Origin of the sequence: Streptomyces sp. NPDC087310 (assembly GCF_044744405.1) — a bacterium.
Lineage (GTDB): Bacteria > Actinomycetota > Actinomycetes > Streptomycetales > Streptomycetaceae > Streptomyces.
This window is the reverse complement of sequence record NZ_JBIUYF010000007.1, coordinates 404274-422251: the sequence shown is the minus strand read 5'-3', so window position 1 is coordinate 422251 and position 17978 is coordinate 404274. Positions and strand designations below refer to the sequence as shown.

The following is a 17978-nucleotide window of genomic DNA, read 5'->3' as shown; positions in this document are numbered from 1 at the left end:
GATGTCAGCGCAGGCTGAGCGTTCCGGCTTCGTCCGGCTGATCCCGTCCTCCGGTGAACCGTGCCTTTACCGGGCGGATTTCCGGACCTCGTACACCACACGGACTTCGCGCATCACACCTGATCGGCCGCCGGCCTCAGCCCATTACATCCGCTGTATCACCATGGAGGGAACAAGGGGTATGTCGAAACACGACGCCGTGGCTTCCGAGATCGCAGAGATACGTTCGACCTATATTCGCGACCGTTTCGCTTTCGTCCCCGGCGCCCAGCTCACCGGGATCGTCAAGGAATTGGGCGCCACGGACGACGACCTCGACAACCTCGCCACCGTCAGCGACGGACTGAAGAGCGACCCGACCCTTCCGTTCCGAAAGACCAGGACCGGCCGCTTCGGTTTCGACCCACGGTCCATGCGGGTACGGCGGCTCGAATTCCAGCCGTTCATGCTGTCCATGGAGGACGACTTCGTACGGCACGATTCCGGCCGGGTACGCGTCTTCGACGAGATTCGGAACGACCTCCAGCTCAACACCGCCCTCCAGGCGCTCTTCGTCTTCAAGTTCATGGTTTTCGACGGCGTGCCGGTCACCCACCGGCCGAAACTGGACTACGACAGCGACCAGTGGATCTGCACCCTGCTCAACGTGAGGACCACCACCGAGGGTGACCTGATCGGCGAGCCGGCCCTCGAAGGGGTGCACAGCGACGGCGTCGACCACACCATGACGACCTATCTGGGCAGCGAGAACATGACGGATGACAGCGCCGTCACCTTCCTGCACGACATGCGCGAGGTGAACGGCACCCGATGGCACGACACGAACGCCGACCTCGTTCGCGCCGAGGCGCAGCACCGTGACTTCCTCGACACGTGCCTGATCGTCGACCACGAGAGCAAGCACAGCGTCTCGACCCTGTACGCCGCGGACCGGTCGAAGCGGGCCACGCGGGACCTGCTGGCCTTCCTGACCCGCAAGCCGGTGGCCGAAGGACACCACTCGCACTCCTTCGACTCGCTCGCCCCGCACCGGGAGCTTCCCATGACGGCCGACCTGCTCCGACTCGACGGCGCACCGTCCGCGTAGGCCCTGTCGGACAGGGCCTGGCGGCTGCGCCGCCTCAGGCCGTAGAGGTCACGACGCGGCCCACAGGTCGTGCAGGGACTGCTTCAGCGGCACCTGCGGGGACCAGCCGAGCACCCTGCGCGCGAGCCGGATGTCGGCCTGGGTCCACGCACCGCCCTTGCTGTGCACCGGGGCCTGCCCCCTGCGCACCAGGTGCGGGGGCACGCCCGATACGGAGACGAGGATTCCGGCGAGTTCCCGCATGCTGGTGGCGGTCCCCGAACCGATGTTGATCAGGCGCGCGGTCGCCCGCACGTCCGCCGCCCGCACCACGGCCTCGGCGATGTCACGTACGTCGACGAAGTCGCGCCGGTCGTCGACGACGGTCAGATCGAGGGGCGTGTCCTCGCCGGTGGCACGCAGTTGCGCGGCGAGTCGGCCGAGGAAGCCGTGCAAGGGAGCGCCGGGTCCGCAGCCGTTGGTGAGGCGGAGCACGCAACCGTCCACGCGTCCCGCCTCCGTGGCGTCCAGGACGATGCGGCTGCCGGCCAGCTTGGTGCGCGCGTAGACGCCGCCGGGGGCGGTCGGGTGGTCCTCCGCGATGGCGGTGCCCTCCGGGACAGGACCGTACTCGTGCACGGTGCCGAGCTGGAGCAGCCTCGGCCGTCGGCGGAGCGTCGAGACGGCGCGCACCAGTCGGTCGACGAGCAGGACGTGCTCGGCCGTCATCCGGTCCTCGTCGTCCGCCCCGACGTCGCCCGCCGCGTTGACGACGAGACCGGCCGGGCCCACGGCCTCGGCGATGTCCCCGACCGTCGCGGACGTCACGTCGAGCGCGAGGAAACGGGCCCCGGGAGTCGGCTCGGCGGGTTTTCTGGCCACGGCCAGGACGTCGTATCCGCGGGCGGTCAGCGCTGTGCAGATGGTCCGGCCCATGAATCCGGTGCCGCCGAAGACGACGGCCGAGCCCGTGTGCGCGTCGATCGCGTCGTTCGTCATGTCCGGTCACCGCTCTCCGTGTGCGTGTCCGTATGCAGCGCCCGGCACGCCTCGTACGTCGGCAGCCTGCCGGCGCGACGGGCCTCTTCCAGCGTCGGCGCACCCCGGTCACGTGGGGAGACCAGGTACTCCATGTCTTCGGGCCAGGGCAGCCCTAGGGAGGGGTCGAAGGCGTCGATCTCGTGCTCGGTGGCCGGGTCGTACTCCACCGACGTCACGTAGGCGGCCACCGTGTCGTCCCGCAGGGCGACGAACGCGTGCCCGAGTCCCTCCTCCAGGTACACCGCACGGCAGGAATCGGGATTCAGCCGGGTGCTGTCCCAGCGGCCGAACGTGGGGGAACCCACCCGCAGGTCGACCACCACGTCGAGCAGTTCCCCGGCGGGGCAGGTCACCAATTTGGCCTGGCCGGGCGGTACGTCCTCGTAGTGCACGCCCCGGACGACCCCGCGCCGGGAGAAACTGTGGTGGACCTGGCCCAGCCGCAGCGGGTACCCCACGGCTTCCGAGAAGGCGGATTCGGTGTACTGGGCGACGAACGCGCCGCGGTGATCGCGGTGCACATCGGGTACGAACTCGTAGGCGCCGGGCACTGCCAGCTTCCGGACCTTCATCGGCGACGCTCCTCGGTGAGGTTTTCCAGTACGGGCACCAGATCGTGCGGGGTGGGTGAGGTCAGGTTCTCCTCGCGCAGGCGCTCGGCTCCGCCCGCGAACGACGGGTCTTCGAGCAGCCGTTGCACACCGTCGCGCAGGACGTCGGCAGTCAGCTCGGAGGCGTGCACGGCGATTCCCGCACCGGCCCCGGCCAGGCTCGTCGCCCTGTTCCACCAGTCGGCGTAGCGGATGGTGGGGATGAACTGGGGTACGGCGTTGACGAGTGCCGTGCTCCAGGAGCCGAAGCCGCCGTAGTGGATGACGGCTGAGGCAGTGGGAAGCAGGGCGTGCAGGGGGACGAAGTCGACGATACGGGTGTTGCCGGGGACCTTGGCGAGCTTCGCGGCCTCGGCGGGCGGCAGCGTGGCCACCACCTCGATGTCCATGTCGCCCATCGTGTCGATCATGTCGGGGATCGGGAGGAGGGTGTCGCCGACCACGGCGTGCGTGGCGAGGCCGGGGGTCAGGACGACGCGCGGGCGTTCGGGCGGCTCGCGCAGCCAGTCCGGGATCTCGGAGGGGCCGTTGTACGGGAGGTAGCGGAGCGGTATCCGCTCCACCGTCGGCGGAAACTGGAGGCTGGTGGGTACCTGGTCGATGGTCCACTGGCCGACCACGACCTCCTCGTCGAACGAGCTGCCGTAGCGGCCGAGGTGCCTGCCGAGCCAGTCGGCCATCGGGTCCTCCCGGCGCTCCCGCGGGTGTTCGGCCCGGCGCCGGAGGAAGACGTCGCGCATCGCGGAGTGATTGTCGAAGCACCACAGCAGCCGGGCGTGGGCGGCGCCGACGACGCGCGCCGCCACCGGCCCCGCGTAGGTGAGGGGTTCCCAGACGACCAGGTCGGGTCGCCAGTGGCGGGCGTAGGAGACCAGGTCGGGGATCATGGGGTCGTTGTAGACCTGGTGGGAGAACATGACGCCGGCCCTGAGCTTCGCCAGCGCCAGCTCCCACGAGTGCGCTTCGAGGGTCGGGGTGGACCAGTCGGACAGGGGGTTCTCCAGGGAGCCGCGGTGCCGCGCCAGCATCTCGTGGAAGTTGTGGTCCTCGCCGACGGAGACCGCGGTCAGCCCCATGCTCTTGATGGCGTTCACCAGCGCCGGGCTGCTGGCGACCTGGACGTCGTGGCCCGCGACGGCCAAGGACCAGGCGAGCGGCACCATGGACAGCAGATGTGACCTGTCGGAGAGCGTCACGAAAAGTACACGCATCGTCGGGTTCTCCTCAGCCGTTGGTTCGTCCGCCGCGGGTTCGTCCGCCGTTGGTTCGTCCGCCGCGGGTCGGCGCCGCGCACAGGGTGTCCGTGATCACCGCGGCCACCGCCGCCCCGTGGTCGGCGACATAGAAGTGGCCCCCGGGGAAGACCCGTAGATCGAAGCCGCCCGTGGTGCGCTCCCGCCAGCCCGCCGCCTCCTCGACCGGGACGTGGTCGTCGGCGTCCCCGGTGAGCGCGACGACGTCGCACCGCAGTGCCGCGCCGGGCTCCGCCGTGTAGGTCTCGAACGCCTTGTAGTCGCTGCGGATCGACGGCAGGACCAGTTGCAGCAGTTCGCGTTCGTCGAGGATCTGCGCGTCGGTGCCACTGAGCAGTTGCAGCTCGGCGACGAGCCCCGCGTCGTCGAGACGGTGGACGTCCCGGCCGCGGTGGTGCGGGGACGCGGATCTGGCGGACACGAAGAGCGCCCGGGGGGTCGTTCCCAGCTCTCGTTCCAGCAGCATGGCCAGTTCGAATCCGACACTGGCGCCCATGCTGTGACCGAACAGTGCGACGGGACGCTTCACGGCGAGCGGCTTCAGCACCTCGAACACGGCTCGCGCCATGTCGGGGATGCTCTCGACGCACGGCTCACGCAGCCGGTCCTGTCGCCCCGGGTACTGGACGACCAGGGCCTCCACGGTCGGAGGCAGCAGCTCGGTGAGCGGGAAGTAGAAACTCGCGGTCCCCCCGGCGTGCGGCAGACACACCAGGCTGATCCCGGCCTCCGGGCTCGGACGGAACCTGCGGAACCACCTGCTCTCACCGGTGGCGGGCGACGCCATAGTTCCCGTTGGTCCTTTCTCTGGTGTCCCGTCCCCTCGTCGACGGGAGGGTTCCTCACGCGTCTCGAAAGACGAGCGGGCACCGCTCCCGACCGCGAGGACCGTCCCCTTCATTCCGTGACGCGCGGCCGAGGACGGCTCAGTCGCCCATCGCCTCGATCAGGCTCTTGGGCCGCATGTCCGTCCAGTTCTCCTCGATGTAGGCCAGGCACACTTCACGGGTGTCTTTGCTGTGGGCGACATGCCAGCCGCTGGGCACATCCGCGAAGGCAGGCCACAGCGAATGCTGTCCCTCGTCGTTGACCAGCACCAAGAACTCGGCGCCGGGGTCGTCGAAAGGATTCACGCCAGTCTCCACCTCTCATGCCGTCCTATGTGGGTGACCATCTGAACGTCGCCATCCTCACGTGTCGCGACAGGAGCGGTGATCCGCGAGAGCCACAGTTACGGATCCGGTCGCGCCCTCCACCGGTGCCACGCGGACCTTCCTGTGCCAGTCTTGCTGCGCACCGGACACCGCAATCCACCCCTTGTACCCCCACGCCGGGTGGCGGCGCATCGCCGACCCCGTGCACCGCGCGGGCCCGCGGATCGCAGCGCTCTCGGCGGCCGTGTTTCCCGGAACGAGCAGAGGCGGAGCTGATGACCGCGACAGGACTGATGTTGCCATGCCGCGTCGCGGCGCCCGTTAGTGTGTCGAGACTCGCCGCCTCCGCTGCCGCGGTCGACGGCGGGGTGATGAGCAACCTCGAAGTACTGGCGTGGCTCGACAGGCGGCGTCGCGAACACGCACAGCGAGTGGAGCGGGTACCGTTCGCCGCGTTGCGCGGCTGGGGCTTCGACGAACGGACGGGCGATCTGCGGCATGTGAGCGGACGGTTCTTCTCGGTGCACGGGCTCGGAGTGCGGTCGGACTTCGGTCCGGTGTCCGCCTGGTCGCAGCCGATCATCCGGCAGCCGGAGATCGGCATCCTCGGTATCGCGCTGCGGGACTTCGACGGTGTGCCGCATCTGCTGATGCAGGCGAAGACCGAGCCGGGGAACGTCAACGGCGTGCAACTCTCGCCGACGGTACAGGCGACCAAGAGCAACTACCTCCGGGTGCACGGTGGTTCCGCCGTCCCGTATCTGAAGCTCTTCCGCCACGCGGAACCCGGTGCCGTCGTCGCGGACGTCCTCCAGTCGGAACAGGGCTCGTGGTTCCTGCACAAGCGCAACCGCAACATGATCGTGGAGGTCGGCCCCGAGGCCGAGGCAGGTGAGGACTTCGCCTGGCTGACGCTGGGACAGGTCAACACGCTGCTGCGGCAGGACAACCTGGTCAACATGGACGCGCGGACCGTCCTGTCCTGCCTTCCGGACTGGCGGCAGGACGACACGCGGCGGGCGCTCCACGCGGATCAGGAGATCCGTAGCTGGATCACGCGGCGACGGGCCGAGCACGAGGTCGAGGTGGTACCGACCGGCCTCTCCCGGACCGTGGGCTGGCACCGCACCGCGGACGAGGTGGTCCACGAGCGGGCGCTGTACTTCAAGGTGGTGGCGGTCGACGTCTCCTCGCACCGGCGCGAAGTGTCCGCCTGGTCACAGCCGTTGCTCGAACCACACGGCACCGGCGTCGTGGCCCTGTTCGTCCGCCGTGTCGACGGCGTACCGCACGCGCTGCTGCGGGCGCGGGCGGAGCCGGGCTTCCTCAACGTGGTCGAGCTGGGCCCCACGGTGCAGTGCGTGCCCGAGAACTACGCCCATCTGCCCGCGGCCGACCAGCCGCCCTATCTCGCCGAGGCACTCGCCCGCGCCGGCGGCGCCGGCTACGACGTGGTCCTGTCGGAGGAGGGCGGCCGGTTCTGGCACGCCCAGAGCCGTTACCTGATCATCGAGGTGGAGAGCGACTTCCCCGCCTTGTCGGACGATTTCCGTTGGGTGACACCATGCCAGTTGGACGAGCTGCTCCGCTACAACCATCATGTGAACGTGCAGGCGAGGACCCTGGTGGCGGCGCTGCGGGCGTGGTGAAAGCGGCCGGGGTCCGGCCGTTGCGGCTGGGGGCGCTCGCCACGTCGTCCATCGCCCTCAGGCGCGTGCTGCCCACCGCGGTGAGCATGCCGGAGCTCGATCTCGTCGCGGTCGCCGGCAGGTCCGCGGACAAGGCAGACCGTTTCGCCAGGCAGTTCAACTGTGCTGCGGAGCGGGACTACGCGGCGCTGCTCGATCGCCCCGACGTGGAGGCGGTGTACATCTCCACGCCGACGGCGCTGCACCACCTGTGGGCGGACCGCGCGCTCCGCGCGGGCAAGCACGTCCTGGTCGAGAAGCCGCTCGGGGTGAACGCCGACGAGGCACGCCGGTTGTGCTCCCTCTCGCGGGAGCGCGGTCTCGTGCTGCGGGAGAACGTCATGTTCCCGCACCATCCGCAGCACGCGTTCGCCGCCGGCCTGGTGCGGCACGGACGGATCGGCACGCCGAGCACGTTCCAGGCGTCCTTCTGCATTCCGCCGCTGCCCGCGGACGACATCCGGTACGCGCCCGGCCTCGGGGGCGGGGCGCTGCTCGACGTGGGCGTCTATCCGTTGCGCGCCGCGGCGCTGCTCCTGGGGCCCGGGCCGCGGGTGGTGGGGGCGACACTGCGCACCCGTGCCTCGGACGGCCTCGATCTGTCGGGGCAGGCGTTGCTGGTCTCGTCCTCCGGGGTGCTGGCCCAGGTGACGTTCGGCTTCGAGCAGGCGTACGTGTCGTCGTACACACTGTGGGGAGACCGGGGCCGGCTGTCGGTGTCGCGCGCGTTCACCCCGCCCGCGGCTCACCAGCCGGTTCTGGTACTGGAGGAACAGGACCACGAGGAGCGGTTCACGCTACCGGCGTCGGATCAACTACGGCTCTGTCTGGGGGACTTCGCGGCCGCGGTGCGTGGGGGCGAGGTGGGCGACGGAAGCGCCGAGGCCGAACAGCGGCGAGACGCGATAGCCCTGATGGAATGCGTGGACGAAGTGCGCGGACAGGCCGTGCGCGTCACGGTCGACGACCGCCCGTAGCGGAGCAGCCCCTCCTCAGGCCCCCTTCCTGAACGTTGGAGCAGAGCGCGACCGTATCCCCACTCGATGCCCCCGCTGACAGCGGCCTCGCCGCTCACCCCTGGTCGGGATGGCTACGCCTCAACTGGCCGCTGTGAAGCCTCCGGTTCCGGACCGACCGTCCTGCGGACGACCGAGGCGCGGACCGCCGCCGGCACACGACCGCCGAGCCGCGGGGCGATGTGCGTCCGCCTCTTCGCGTGACCTCCTCATGCTCGGCCCGGCTCGGCTCGGCTCGGCCGTAACTGCGGCGATCGCGGATGTTTCCCCACCACGGCAACGAAAGGTTGGAACCGTATCTGTCACTTCTGTACGCATCTACAAGGAGTGCTGCCATGCACGTCCAGGACGCTGTCCCGATGAAGCATCATCCCGAACCGGTCCCGAAATCCGTTCTTCGCACCATGCTCCGGCCGCTCGTCGACCCATTCGCACAGCGGAATACCGCTCACGTTCCGGCCCCTCGCACCGAATCAGCGCTGAGTGGCGTCCTCAGCGTGGCCGGGGGATGACCATGGCAGAAGCACAGCGCCGATACCTGTCGCCGGAGCACAACAGCGTCCGCTGGGACGACTTTCCTCTGCGCGACGGAGACATCGTCGTCAGCACCCCACCGAAATCGGGTACGACGTGGGTACAGATGATGTGCGCGTTGCTCATCTTCCAGACGCCCGACCTCCCGCAGCCGCTGGAAGTCCTGTCACCGTGGCTGGACCAGCCCACATGGCTGGACCGACTGCGTTCGCAGGAGGAGGTGTACGCGCGTCTCGCAGCGCAGGAGCACCGCCGTGTCATCAAGACGCACACCCCGCTCGACGGCCTGCCGCTCGACCCGCGTGTCAGCTACATCGTGGTCGCCAGGCATCCTCTCGACCGGGCCTTGTCCGTTTACCATCAAACCGCCAATATCGACGTCGAGCGAGTGTCCGCCGCCCAGGACGCCCCGGACGCACAGTCCCGACAGGCTCCCCCGGCACTCCCGTCGATGCGCGAATGGCTGCAGTACTGGTGCCTGCCCCAGCCGACCGACGACCAGGGAATAGCGGTTCCCGAGAGCCTGCACCAGACGATCCATCACCTCTACGACGCGTGGAACCGGCAGACGCAGCCGAACGTGAAGGTCCTGCATTACGTCGACTTGTGCGCCGACCTCACCGGCCAGATGGCGGCACTGGCCGAGTGGCTGGGCATCACGGTGAACGAATCGGTCTGGCCCGATCTGGTGAAGGCCGCGACGTTCGACGAGATGAAGAGCCGCGCGGAGCGACTGGCACCCGACACCGACATACTCAGGGATCCGGCGAAATTCTTCCGCGGCGGACGATCGGGTGACAGCCGGGGCTTTCTGACCGAGGACGACCTCGACGCATACCGGAAGCGGGTCGGCGACCTCGCTCCGAAGCCATTCCTGGATTGGCTGCACCGCGACCCGCCCGGCGTCGGTGAGGGAGCCGCCGCCAACGCGTGAAGACCTCTCGCCCCCAAGGACGTAGTCGTCCGGGCGGGCCGGGGCAGCGGAAGCCTGCCGCGGACGGCGTCGACAACGTGACCCCGTTACGCGCACCACGCGCCGCCGCAACGCCTCGTCCGTGCCGCAGAGCCGAGTGGCAGAGCCGCGACGGCCTCGCGGTCAGGTCGCCACCACGCAACGGCCCCAGCCCGGTGCACCGCACCACCAAATCGGCCCGAACTGCGCGTTCCAGACAGCGAAGGCGATCGCGTCGATCAGCTGCCGGTGATCCCGCCACCGCCCGCCACGCCGAGGCGTCCGATCCAGCAGCAGCGGCTCGGTGCGGGCCCACTGGGCGTCAGTCAACGACACACATCAACCAACGATCCGATGATCTGAAAGAAACGGCCTAGCCCTGTCGAGTGTGGCCTCAGCGGCCGAATCCGTCTCGCGCACCCAGAGGTCACGGCCGTTGGTACCGCGCGGGTACTTGCCGGCTCGCAGGCGATTGAGCCGGGACGGTCGGATGATGGAAGGCCCGGGCCGACGCCGTGACAGCGCTCAGCTCTCCGCGCTGCCGGTGCCCGGCTCAGGCGGCGTCGGCGGAGTAACGGGCAGGTCCATCTGGCTCAGGGAGGCGACGATGCGGTCGACCGTGCGGCCGAGTTCCTCGCGGCCGTCATCGCCGAGGCCGTCGAAGATCAACTGGCGGACCGCGGCGACGTGACCGGGGGCTGCCTTGCGCACGTGGTCGCGGCCCTCCCCGGTCAGGACGGCGTTGGTATAGCGGCCGTCGTCAGGGTCGGGCCGGCGCCGCAGTAGTCCGCGCTTCTCCATCCGGGTGACCAGATGGGAGACGCGGGACAGCTCGGCATTGGTGAGGAACGAGATGTCGCTGAGCCGGGCCGCACCCGACGCTTTCTCCGACAGCCCGGCCAGGACGTAGTACTCCAAGAGGCTGAGCTCTGACTCCTTCTGCAGTTGCCGGTCCAGGGCGATCGGTAGCAGGAGCAGAACGGTGTGCAGCGCCTGCCAGACGCGCAACTCTTCGGAGCTGAGCCACACGGGGTCTTCGGTCGTCACCCGGCCGAGTCTAGTCGCATGAACCTTCACGTGATCCTCTGTTACGCTTTACATGAATGTTCATGTGATCCTTCGTGGAAGGCCGTCCGATGTCCGATCTCAAGGTCGCTGTCGTGGTCGGCTGCACCCGTCCCGGCGAAGGTCTGGGCTGCGAAGATCGCCGAGTACGACGGGTTCGTCTTCGTCACCCCGGAGCACAACCGCTCCCCCTCCGGCGTGCTGAAGAACGCGATGACTTCGCGTACGAGGAGTGGGCCAACAAGGCCGCAGCGCTCGTCGGCTACGGCGCGTCCGGGAGGCGCCCGGGCGATCGAGCACCTTCGCGGACGAGTGGACCGAGATCCGCTCCGACCATGCCATCCCCGCGCGTCGTTGACACTCCTCAGTCGGCGCGCGCACCGGCCACCTCCGTTGCGAGGCGGGCCGAACGGTGCGTGCACCCGGCCCGCCTCCGCGGACGCCTGGCGGAGCCCAGCATGACCAACGAAAGGAAAGTGTGATGCGAGTCGTGCAGGCGACTGAGTTCGGAGGACCCGAGGTGCTGGCTGCGGCCGAGGTGCCGAACCCCGAACCCGGCCCGGACCAGGTGGTTGTCGCTCTGACGTTCGCCGACGTCCTCTTCCTCGACACCCTGATCCGCAACGGCGGATGGGCAACGCGGTTCTTCGACCGCACACCGCCCTTCGTACCTGGCACCGGCGGCGTCGGGACCGTGATCGCGGTGGGGTCCGGCGTCGACTCCGCCTGGCTGGGACGCCGAGTCCTGGCCGCCGCCGAGACCGGCTACGCCGAACAGATCGCCCTCCCCGTAGGACAGATCCTCCCCGTGCCCGACGAGGTCGACGACCCAACCGCGGCAGCCCTGCTGCACGACGGTGCGACCGCGGTCGGCCTGGACCGTCTCGGAGAGCCGAGACGCGGCCAATGGGTACTGATCACGGCCGCCGCAGGAGGAGCCGGGTCGCAGTTGGTCCAGTTGGCCGCAGGCGCCGGAGCACGCGTGATCGCCGCGGCGTCCACCGAGGACAAACGGGCCTTCGTCAAGAAGCTCGGCGCCGAGCTCACCGTCGACTACACCCAGCCGAACTGGGATGACCAGGTGCGGACCGCGACCGGCGGCGGAGTCTCCCTGGCCTACGACGGCGCCGGTGGCGAGCTCGCCGCAGCCACGTTCTCCACGATCGTCGACGGTGGTCGACTGGTCTCGTACGGCACCACGAACGGCTTCGCCTCCCTCGACCAAGACGACGCCGCCCGCCGCCGCATCGAAATCATCACCCCCGTTGCCTCGGGCACACTCAACGACGAGCACCTGCCCGACACCGCACGGGCCCTGGCCCTCGCCGCCGAGGGACGACTGCGGCCAACCGTCAGCGCGGTGTACCCCCTGGTAAACGCAGCCGATGCCCACCGCGACCTCGAAGCGCGCAAGCTGACGGGCAAGGCCCTGCTGGCGATCAACTGACTCCCGCCCGGCGGCACGCTCGCTCGCCCCTCCACCGCATACCGCTACCTCCACGAGGAGCTGGCCGTCCCGGCGGCAGAGGCACCGGACCTCGCCACCGCGCCGGAGCGCGCGAAGGCGGCCGCGGTGACACGCCTGCACCTGGACGGCACCGCCATCCGCACCGACCTGGCCGGGGCGTCAGCTCACGTACCGCCCCTCTCCGTGGTGTTCCTTGACGAAGGCCAGGGCCGCTTCGGCGACCTCCTGCCAGCCGCTGTCGAACACGAGGGAGTGGCCGCGGTTCGGGATCTCATGGACGACAGTGGCCGCGGGATTGCGCTTCTGCTTCTGGTAGGAGGCGTTGGCGATCTCGGACGGTGCGATGTGGTCCCGCTCTCCGCTGATCAGGAGCATCGGGCCACGCTGCGGGGTCCGCGTGTCGACCTTGATCTCACTGAACGGGTTGAGGTTCGCGGTGGCGGCCTGGAACAGCGGGATCCCGGAGCCCGCCACCGGATACGTCTCGTACAGGCGCTTGGCCTCGCTCTCGCTCACCGCGTTCGCGAACGAGTAGCGGAACTGGTCGTAGGTCAACGTCACGGCCCGCCGGTAGTTGGCCGGGTTGCCGATGACCGGGCGCGCGGACCTGAGCGCGGACAGCGGGAGCGGGAGCACCCCTCGAAACGGGGCGGAGTCCATCGGCACCGAGACCGTGGCCAGGCCCCGTCCGGCCAACTGCTGGGTGATGAGGCCGCCGAAGGAGTGGCCGAGGACGGCCGGGCGTTGGCTGAGCGCGCCGATGGCCTCGGCCATGTGGTCGGTGACCTGTTTGACGCTCTTGCCGGCGAACACCTGCGGGTTCGCCCGGGCTTGGGCAACGGTCTCCGGGTCGTCCGGCCAGCCCGGGGCAAGAGTCGCGTAACCGTTCTCCTCGAAGAACGAGCGCCACGGCTCCCAACTGGAGGCCAGCATCCACAGCCCGTGCACGAACACGACCGGCTTGAGGCCCGACGCGTTCGCCCGGGCGATCTCGTGCCTTTCACGGGAGGTCAGACTCATCAGCATGGCGCCTTTCGATTCCAGGTGTCTCTCGGACGCGATGGCAGTGCCGAGTGGACAGGATCGGGGTTCCTGCCGTCCTTCATCCTGACCCGCCCTCGGGTCGGGAGCGTTGTCTGGAGCGACACGAGTTTCCGGGCCAGATTGTTCCGGGGGACAACGGTGGCGTCGCGTGGCGGCCGAACTCCTGGTAGTTCGCGACCCGGTGACACCTAGGATTGGTTCATGGAACATCCAGTGCCTGACCCTGTTGGCGCGCAGGTCGCACTGCTCGGCGCTCGGATGCTGGAGCGGGCCGGTGAACTGGCCGACGAGATGGTCGAGCAGATCCGAGCGGCCGTGCCGGTCTACCGGAGCGACGCGGTGATCACGGCCGCGGAACTGCGCCGCACCTGCCTGGAGAACATCGAATTCGTCTTCAGGCCGATGGGACACGCCCCGGCACGCACCTCGCCGGAGTCCCGGGACAACGGACGACGCCGCGCAAAGGCCGGGGTACCGCTGACCTCAGTGATGGAGGCTTACCGCGTCAGCGCCCGGCTCCTGTGGGAACGCCTGGCCGAACCCACCGCCACCGGCGAGGTCGCACCCGAGGCCGCCCTGCGCGCCGCCTCGGAGATGTGGCTCGTGCTCGACATTTTCACCCAGGAAATGGCCGACGGTTACCGCGAGGAGATCACCTCCCAGACCCTCACCCGCGAAGCCGAACGCTCGGCCGTGATGGAGGCACTGCTCGAAGGCCGCCTGGACGATACCGACGTCTACGAAGCCGCTGACATCCTGCGCCTGCCGGCACAGGGGCCTTACGTCGTCATCGCCGCCCAGGTGCCCGAGGTCGCACGCCACGCGCTCCCGCGCATCCAGGACGCGCTCCGACCCCTCGGCGTGGCCTCCGCTTGGCGACTGCTGCACGACGCCGAAGTCGGCATCGCGCGACTACCCACTGCCCGCCCCCGCATCAAGGACCTCGCCGACGCTTTGGAGAACGCCGCCAAGGGCAGCGTCGGAATCAGCCCGCTCTACCACGACCTGCGCACATCCACCGACGCCCTGAAACTGGCCAGGATCGCGCTGCGTGGCGCATACGACGGGCAGCGGGTCACTGTCTTCGAACAGGACCCGCTGGCCATCGCCGCGGCCAGTTCCCCGCAGATCATGCGCACCGTGGCCCGGACCATCCTCGGCCCACTCGACCAGGCTCCCGAACCTGACCGCGCACTGCTGCTCGACACCTTCGGCGCCTGGCTCGACGCCGACGGCTCCGCCGACCGCGCCGCCACCGCCCTGTTCTGCCACCCGAACACCGTCCGGCACCGCCTGCGCCGACTCCAGGACCAGACGGGCCGGACATTGTCCCGCCCCCGCGAGCTGGCCGAGCTGACCCTCGCCTTCGAGATCGACCGTAGGATCCCGGACCCCGCACCGTAAACGATCACATGACAGCCGCCGATATCACCCCAGATGGGGGATTCCTCGTCCTGTGCCGGACAAGCGGGCAGGTCGTGGCGCCATCGGTCGACCACGGCCGAGGCGGGTGAACAGACCTGGCACGGTCTCGGCCAGGATCCCGCGGCCGGCCGGCCGCTTGGGCTCGACGTGAACGTCGTTGATGCTGTTGGGCACGACCGCCAGGTCCATCGCCTCGCACACCTGCCGCGCGCGCAGCGGATGATCGGCCGTGGTGAACACCGCCATGATCTGTTGGTAGGCCGGATGATCCGGCAGTCCCGGCGGCGCGGGCGGTCGCGGGTCGGGCAGCCCCAGCAGTGTCTTGCGGTGATCCGGACTTCTCCGGCGGCCCGGCCGAGTTCGTCGAGCTGTGTGGTCAGCCGTGTGATCTGTTCCCGCGTCGTCTCGGCCCGCGCGATGATCTCGCGTTCCCGCTTCCTTAGGCGTGCCGGCACCGCGCCGAGGGCCAGCTCCCCGCCGGTCATGCCGTGCGCCAGGCACGCACGGTCACCGCGGTCATCGCCCACTACACCTGCGACTCCGAACTGCGGGGCAGTTACTCGTAGTCGCGCACCAGCCTGCGGTGCAACATCAAGATCCCATAGGCGCGTTCCACACGCCACCAAGCCCGTACCAACCGATCCGAAGACGATCGACCCCGGCCGGCAGTTGCAGGAACGTGTCGTTGATCCGGCTCCTGGTGTGCTCCAGGGCCTCCTTGGCGCTGGGCTGATCGACAGTCAGCATGCGCGGTCCGACGCAGTCGATGTCGATCTGGACCTTCGACTTCATGCACCTATCCTGGCAGTGCCCGCCGCCCCGGATCCGGGACCATCGGAGCGCAGGACGGCGACGGGCAGCCGGGCAGGTACGTCTGCAGGGGTGAGCGCCCTGGCCAGGGTGATCCACGGGGGGGGTTGTGTGGAGCGGGAGCGCAGTGTGGGGGCGGAGCCGAACGCGTACGAGCGGGTGCTCGCGGAGGACCAGCGGGTGATTTGCGAGGCGCTGGCTTCCAGCCGGGGCGGGGCGCACTTCGGTCTGGTGCTGACGGCCGTGGTCCTCGGGGCGGTCGGGTACTTCGAGGGCTCTCGGTGGCTGCTGATCATCGGTGGCGTGTTCGCAGTCTGGTTTACGCTGGCGCTGATGGTGGTCCGTCACCGTGGTGGATCGGGCTGGAAGTTGGTTGAGCGCGCGTACATTGCGACTTTCGGCTGGGCGCAGTGGCTCTGACCGGGGTCGGGCCGTTTGGCATTCTCACTCGGATCACAGTCTCGGACGCACCATGACTGAACTCGGACCCGTCGCCTGGCCACCTGGGGTCGCCGCGGCGAGATCCTGCGGGCGTGTGTGGGTCAGCGCTCCGACGTCCCGGGCCCCGTCAGGCAGCCGGCGCCCGGGAGGCGGGTCGCGGACGAGCGCGAGGGTGAGCACCGTGGCCACGCCGGCATCCTGGCCGGACGTCCTGGCCCGCTCGATCAGGGCGAAGAGGGCGGCGTCGTTGGCCGCGGCGACGGCCTCGGTCAGCGCGGCGGCGATCCCAGAGGTCTCGTTGCCACCGGACGGCAACGGTCGGCCGAGCAGCAGAGGATGCCGGGCCACAAGGGGGCGTCGTGGGCGGGCGTCGACCCGGCCGCGCGTGGTCAGCGGGCCGGGCCGGGGCCGTACGGCTACTTGTTCTTCTTCACCAGGTCGGCGAGCGCGGTCTCCAGCTCGGTGCGTCGCCCGTCGGAGGTAAGGCCCTGGTCGCGGGCGGTCCAGGCGAGGGCGAACCGGTCGACCTGCCGCCAGTCACCGTTCTTCTTCATCCGCGCGACCCAGTCTGCGGAGACCTTCGCCGTCTTGAACTCGTAGATGCTGACGGTGTCGGTGGTGATGAGCTGCGAGCAGTCATTTTCGTGCGGCTCTTTGCCCGCGGCCTTGTTGGAGCAGGCGTCTGTGTTGTCCTGCGGATCGCCGAGGGTCGTGACGCCGGTGGCCTCGGCAAGATGATCGGCGGCGGACTTCGCGGTGGGGCCTGCCGCTTCGCTGTTCTTCGCGGCGGGCGGCTTCGAAGCGGACTCGGGATCGACAGGGTCCTGTGGATTGCAGCCGACGAGCCCGACGAGCAGTACGGCGCCGATGACGGCGGCCGTGGTGGTGCGGTTGCGCATGGTCCCCCCTGGGATGCGGATGGACCGTCATCATCCGGGAGGGGCGGGTGGGATGGGGTGGAAATGGCGAAAGGCCCACCATCGGGGTGGGCCTCATCAGTTTCCGGGCACGGGTGATCCGCGCAGCCGTGGCGCGACAGATCCACGAAGAAATCAACAAGCGCCGAATCAGGGCAGGTCAGACGCGACTCCGCCGCTCCACTCCACCCGACACTCGGGGTGGTCGGCGTACACGGTGGCGATGCGTAGGCAGCTCTCCAGCAGGGTGTCGCACCGCGCCTGCCAGTAGGCGGCCTGGTCCGCATCCGCCTGCGCCCAGAGCGCGATCTCGTACTCGTCGACGGTCGTTCGGTGCGCCTGGATCTCCCGCAGGACGCGGGCCGGGTCGTGCCGGGCGACGTGGGTGGCGATCGCGGGGTGGAAGTCGCCCATCTCCACCTGGCAGAAGTCGAGGCTGTCGCCGGCCGCTGTCCAGATTCCGCAGCCGTCTCCGTCGCAGCGCAGGGCGACCTCCTCGTCGTCGTCCAGGCGGGCGCGCGCGAAGGCGATCAGGTCGGTCGTCAGTGTCATCGGTTCTCACTCTCGCCGAGTGCCTGCGTGAGCTGGTCACGGAGAGCGCGGGCGGCGTCGGGCGCCAGGAGCGCGGCGACGTCCGGACAGCCGTCGTAGAGCACGAGCCGAATGTGATCGTGGTGGCCGGTGGTGGCGACATCGACGGTGATCGTCGGTTCGCCCTCGGCGCGGTAGTTCGCTGCGTCGTCGTCGCCGTTGAGGGCGTGTATCTCCTCTGCGCTGACGCTGGACCAGATACTCATGGACTCAGTCTCTCGCGGGCGCGCCTGGGGGCGGGTGTGCGGCGGCCCCGCTGAAAAGGGGGAGGCCCAGCGAGGCCGACAGCGCTGCGCCGCCGCGACCTGGACACGGGGGCGCAGGGGCAACGGGCCGGGTCAGGTCCTGCCTCGTCGCCGGATACTTGACGGTACGCGCCACTGTGGCCGAAAGTCAGCCCCCGCGCACGGGATCATCACATGGTGTCCCAAGGGAGGACTTCGCCCCGTCGCCAGATGCCCGCCGCGCCGGGGACTTGGGAGCATCAAGGGCGACAGGCGTTGCGAGGCGCGAAAATCCGCGAAACCTCAGCCGCCGAGCCGATGACCACTCCCAAGTAATGAGCAGCGGACTGTCCGTAGTCATCCACCTCCGCCTTCCGGGCCGCGGCCGAGAGGAGATGGCGGCCCCTCTCCTGGCTCATCGCCACACGGGGCCGGAAGGAGGTGCGCGATGCTCGACGGCGAACAGCCTGACCATGACAGGTGGGCCCTGCACCTCGCCCTGATTGATATGACGATCAATCTGACGATCTGGCTCTCCAGCCAGTCCGGCGTCCGACCACGTGGAGCCGTCTCCGTACGGAGACCACCCCTGTTTCCTGCCCAAGCTAGGGAACCACCTGATTCGCTCATCCTGTGTCTCATACCGCAGAGCAGTCGGGCTGCAAATACTTGAGATTC

Annotated in this window: 21 protein-coding genes; 8 read left to right on the top strand and 13 right to left on the bottom strand. The window is 69.2% G+C overall.

Annotation, left to right across the window (positions count from 1 at the left end):
- The first annotated feature begins 181 nt into the window (after window positions 1-181).
- The gene (locus ACIO3P_RS27705; RefSeq protein ID WP_401853485.1) at window positions 182-1087 is read left to right on the top strand and encodes a 2OG-Fe dioxygenase family protein; all 906 of its coding nucleotides are present in this window, start codon (window positions 182-184) and stop codon (window positions 1085-1087) included.
- A gap of 48 nt (window positions 1088-1135) precedes the next feature.
- Here the strand turns inward: ACIO3P_RS27705 and ACIO3P_RS27700 are convergent, their stop codons facing one another.
- From ACIO3P_RS27700 to ACIO3P_RS27680, 5 genes are all read right to left on the bottom strand, one after another.
- A complete protein-coding gene (locus tag ACIO3P_RS27700; protein ID WP_401853488.1) occupies window positions 1136-2065 on the bottom strand; it encodes an NAD-dependent epimerase/dehydratase family protein in 930 nt (309 codons plus the stop codon).
- Window positions 2062-2679 carry a dTDP-4-dehydrorhamnose 3,5-epimerase gene (locus tag ACIO3P_RS27695; RefSeq protein ID WP_329826774.1) on the bottom strand — a complete coding sequence of 206 codons (618 nt, stop codon included), beginning with the start codon at window positions 2677-2679 and terminating at the stop codon, window positions 2062-2064. Before ACIO3P_RS27695 ends, ACIO3P_RS27700 begins: the two co-directional genes overlap by 4 nt.
- Entirely contained in the window at window positions 2676-3929 is a 1254-nt protein-coding gene (locus ACIO3P_RS27690; protein WP_401853492.1) for an activator-dependent family glycosyltransferase, read from the bottom strand. The genes ACIO3P_RS27695 and ACIO3P_RS27690 overlap by 4 nt, the downstream gene beginning before the upstream one ends.
- A gap of 13 nt (window positions 3930-3942) precedes the next feature.
- On the bottom strand, window positions 3943-4758 hold the full coding sequence (locus tag ACIO3P_RS27685; RefSeq protein ID WP_401853494.1) for a thioesterase II family protein: 816 nt from the start codon (window positions 4756-4758) through the stop codon (window positions 3943-3945).
- Between the two features lie 139 nt (window positions 4759-4897).
- The gene (locus tag ACIO3P_RS27680; RefSeq protein WP_329826771.1) at window positions 4898-5104 is read right to left on the bottom strand and encodes an MbtH family protein; all 207 of its coding nucleotides are present in this window, start codon (window positions 5102-5104) and stop codon (window positions 4898-4900) included.
- Window positions 5105-5451: 347 nt separating this feature from the next.
- Here ACIO3P_RS27680 and ACIO3P_RS27675 point away from each other — a divergent pair, with 347 nt between their 5' ends.
- The 3 genes from ACIO3P_RS27675 (at window position 5452) to ACIO3P_RS27665 (ending at window position 9297) form a co-directional block, all read left to right on the top strand.
- Window positions 5452-6774: an NDP-hexose 2,3-dehydratase family protein gene (locus ACIO3P_RS27675; protein ID WP_401853496.1), complete on the top strand. Its 1323-nt coding sequence runs from the start codon at window positions 5452-5454 to the stop codon at window positions 6772-6774.
- Window positions 6768-7790 (top strand): Gfo/Idh/MocA family protein, encoded by a 1023-nt coding sequence (locus ACIO3P_RS27670; RefSeq protein ID WP_401853499.1) that lies wholly within the window; start codon window positions 6768-6770, stop codon window positions 7788-7790. Before ACIO3P_RS27675 ends, ACIO3P_RS27670 begins: the two co-directional genes overlap by 7 nt.
- Window positions 7791-8343: 553 nt before the next feature.
- Complete coding sequence (locus ACIO3P_RS27665) at window positions 8344-9297, top strand: sulfotransferase domain-containing protein (protein WP_401853502.1); 954 nt, start codon at window positions 8344-8346, stop codon at window positions 9295-9297.
- 543 nt (window positions 9298-9840) lie between these two features.
- Here ACIO3P_RS27665 and ACIO3P_RS27660 read toward each other — a convergent pair.
- Window positions 9841-10362: a MarR family winged helix-turn-helix transcriptional regulator gene (locus ACIO3P_RS27660; RefSeq protein WP_401853504.1), complete on the bottom strand. Its 522-nt coding sequence runs from the start codon at window positions 10360-10362 to the stop codon at window positions 9841-9843.
- A gap of 18 nt (window positions 10363-10380) precedes the next feature.
- Between ACIO3P_RS27660 and ACIO3P_RS27655 the strand changes: the two genes are divergently transcribed.
- Window positions 10381-10842, top strand: coding sequence for an NAD(P)H-dependent oxidoreductase (locus tag ACIO3P_RS27655; RefSeq protein WP_401853506.1), 462 nt, complete (start codon window positions 10381-10383; stop codon window positions 10840-10842).
- Between the two features lie 19 nt (window positions 10843-10861).
- A complete protein-coding gene (locus tag ACIO3P_RS27650; RefSeq protein WP_401853508.1) occupies window positions 10862-11827 on the top strand; it encodes a zinc-binding dehydrogenase in 966 nt (321 codons plus the stop codon).
- 180 nt (window positions 11828-12007) lie between these two features.
- Here ACIO3P_RS27650 and ACIO3P_RS27645 read toward each other — a convergent pair whose 3' ends face one another.
- Window positions 12008-12868 carry an alpha/beta hydrolase gene (locus ACIO3P_RS27645; RefSeq protein WP_401853510.1) on the bottom strand — a complete coding sequence of 287 codons (861 nt, stop codon included), beginning with the start codon at window positions 12866-12868 and terminating at the stop codon, window positions 12008-12010.
- A gap of 237 nt (window positions 12869-13105) precedes the next feature.
- Between ACIO3P_RS27645 and ACIO3P_RS27640 the strand changes: the two genes are divergently transcribed.
- On the top strand, window positions 13106-14296 hold the full coding sequence (locus ACIO3P_RS27640) for a PucR family transcriptional regulator (protein ID WP_401853512.1): 1191 nt from the start codon (window positions 13106-13108) through the stop codon (window positions 14294-14296).
- 24 nt (window positions 14297-14320) lie between these two features.
- On the opposite strand, the gene ACIO3P_RS27635 is transcribed toward ACIO3P_RS27640, so the two are convergent.
- Window positions 14321-14563, bottom strand: a complete 243-nt coding sequence (locus ACIO3P_RS27635; protein WP_401853514.1) for a hypothetical protein — start codon at window positions 14561-14563, stop codon at window positions 14321-14323.
- A 345-nt stretch (window positions 14564-14908) separates the two neighbouring features.
- The gene (locus ACIO3P_RS27630) at window positions 14909-15109 is read right to left on the bottom strand and encodes a hypothetical protein (RefSeq protein ID WP_401790820.1); all 201 of its coding nucleotides are present in this window, start codon (window positions 15107-15109) and stop codon (window positions 14909-14911) included.
- 90 nt (window positions 15110-15199) lie between these two features.
- Here ACIO3P_RS27630 and ACIO3P_RS27625 point away from each other — a divergent pair, with 90 nt between their 5' ends.
- Window positions 15200-15547 (top strand): hypothetical protein, encoded by a 348-nt coding sequence (locus tag ACIO3P_RS27625; RefSeq protein ID WP_401853515.1) that lies wholly within the window; start codon window positions 15200-15202, stop codon window positions 15545-15547.
- A 33-nt stretch (window positions 15548-15580) separates the two neighbouring features.
- Here the strand turns inward: ACIO3P_RS27625 and ACIO3P_RS27620 are convergent, their stop codons facing one another.
- The 4 genes from ACIO3P_RS27620 to ACIO3P_RS27605 form a co-directional block, all read right to left on the bottom strand.
- Complete coding sequence (locus ACIO3P_RS27620) at window positions 15581-15916, bottom strand: hypothetical protein (RefSeq protein WP_401853517.1); 336 nt, start codon at window positions 15914-15916, stop codon at window positions 15581-15583.
- Between the two features lie 68 nt (window positions 15917-15984).
- Window positions 15985-16467 (bottom strand): hypothetical protein, encoded by a 483-nt coding sequence (locus tag ACIO3P_RS27615; RefSeq protein WP_401790818.1) that lies wholly within the window; start codon window positions 16465-16467, stop codon window positions 15985-15987.
- A gap of 168 nt (window positions 16468-16635) precedes the next feature.
- Window positions 16636-17037: a DUF6221 family protein gene (locus tag ACIO3P_RS27610; protein WP_401853520.1), complete on the bottom strand. Its 402-nt coding sequence runs from the start codon at window positions 17035-17037 to the stop codon at window positions 16636-16638.
- The gene (locus ACIO3P_RS27605; protein ID WP_401853522.1) at window positions 17034-17282 is read right to left on the bottom strand and encodes a hypothetical protein; all 249 of its coding nucleotides are present in this window, start codon (window positions 17280-17282) and stop codon (window positions 17034-17036) included. The genes ACIO3P_RS27610 and ACIO3P_RS27605 overlap by 4 nt, the downstream gene beginning before the upstream one ends.
- Between the last annotated feature and the right edge of the window lie 696 nt (window positions 17283-17978).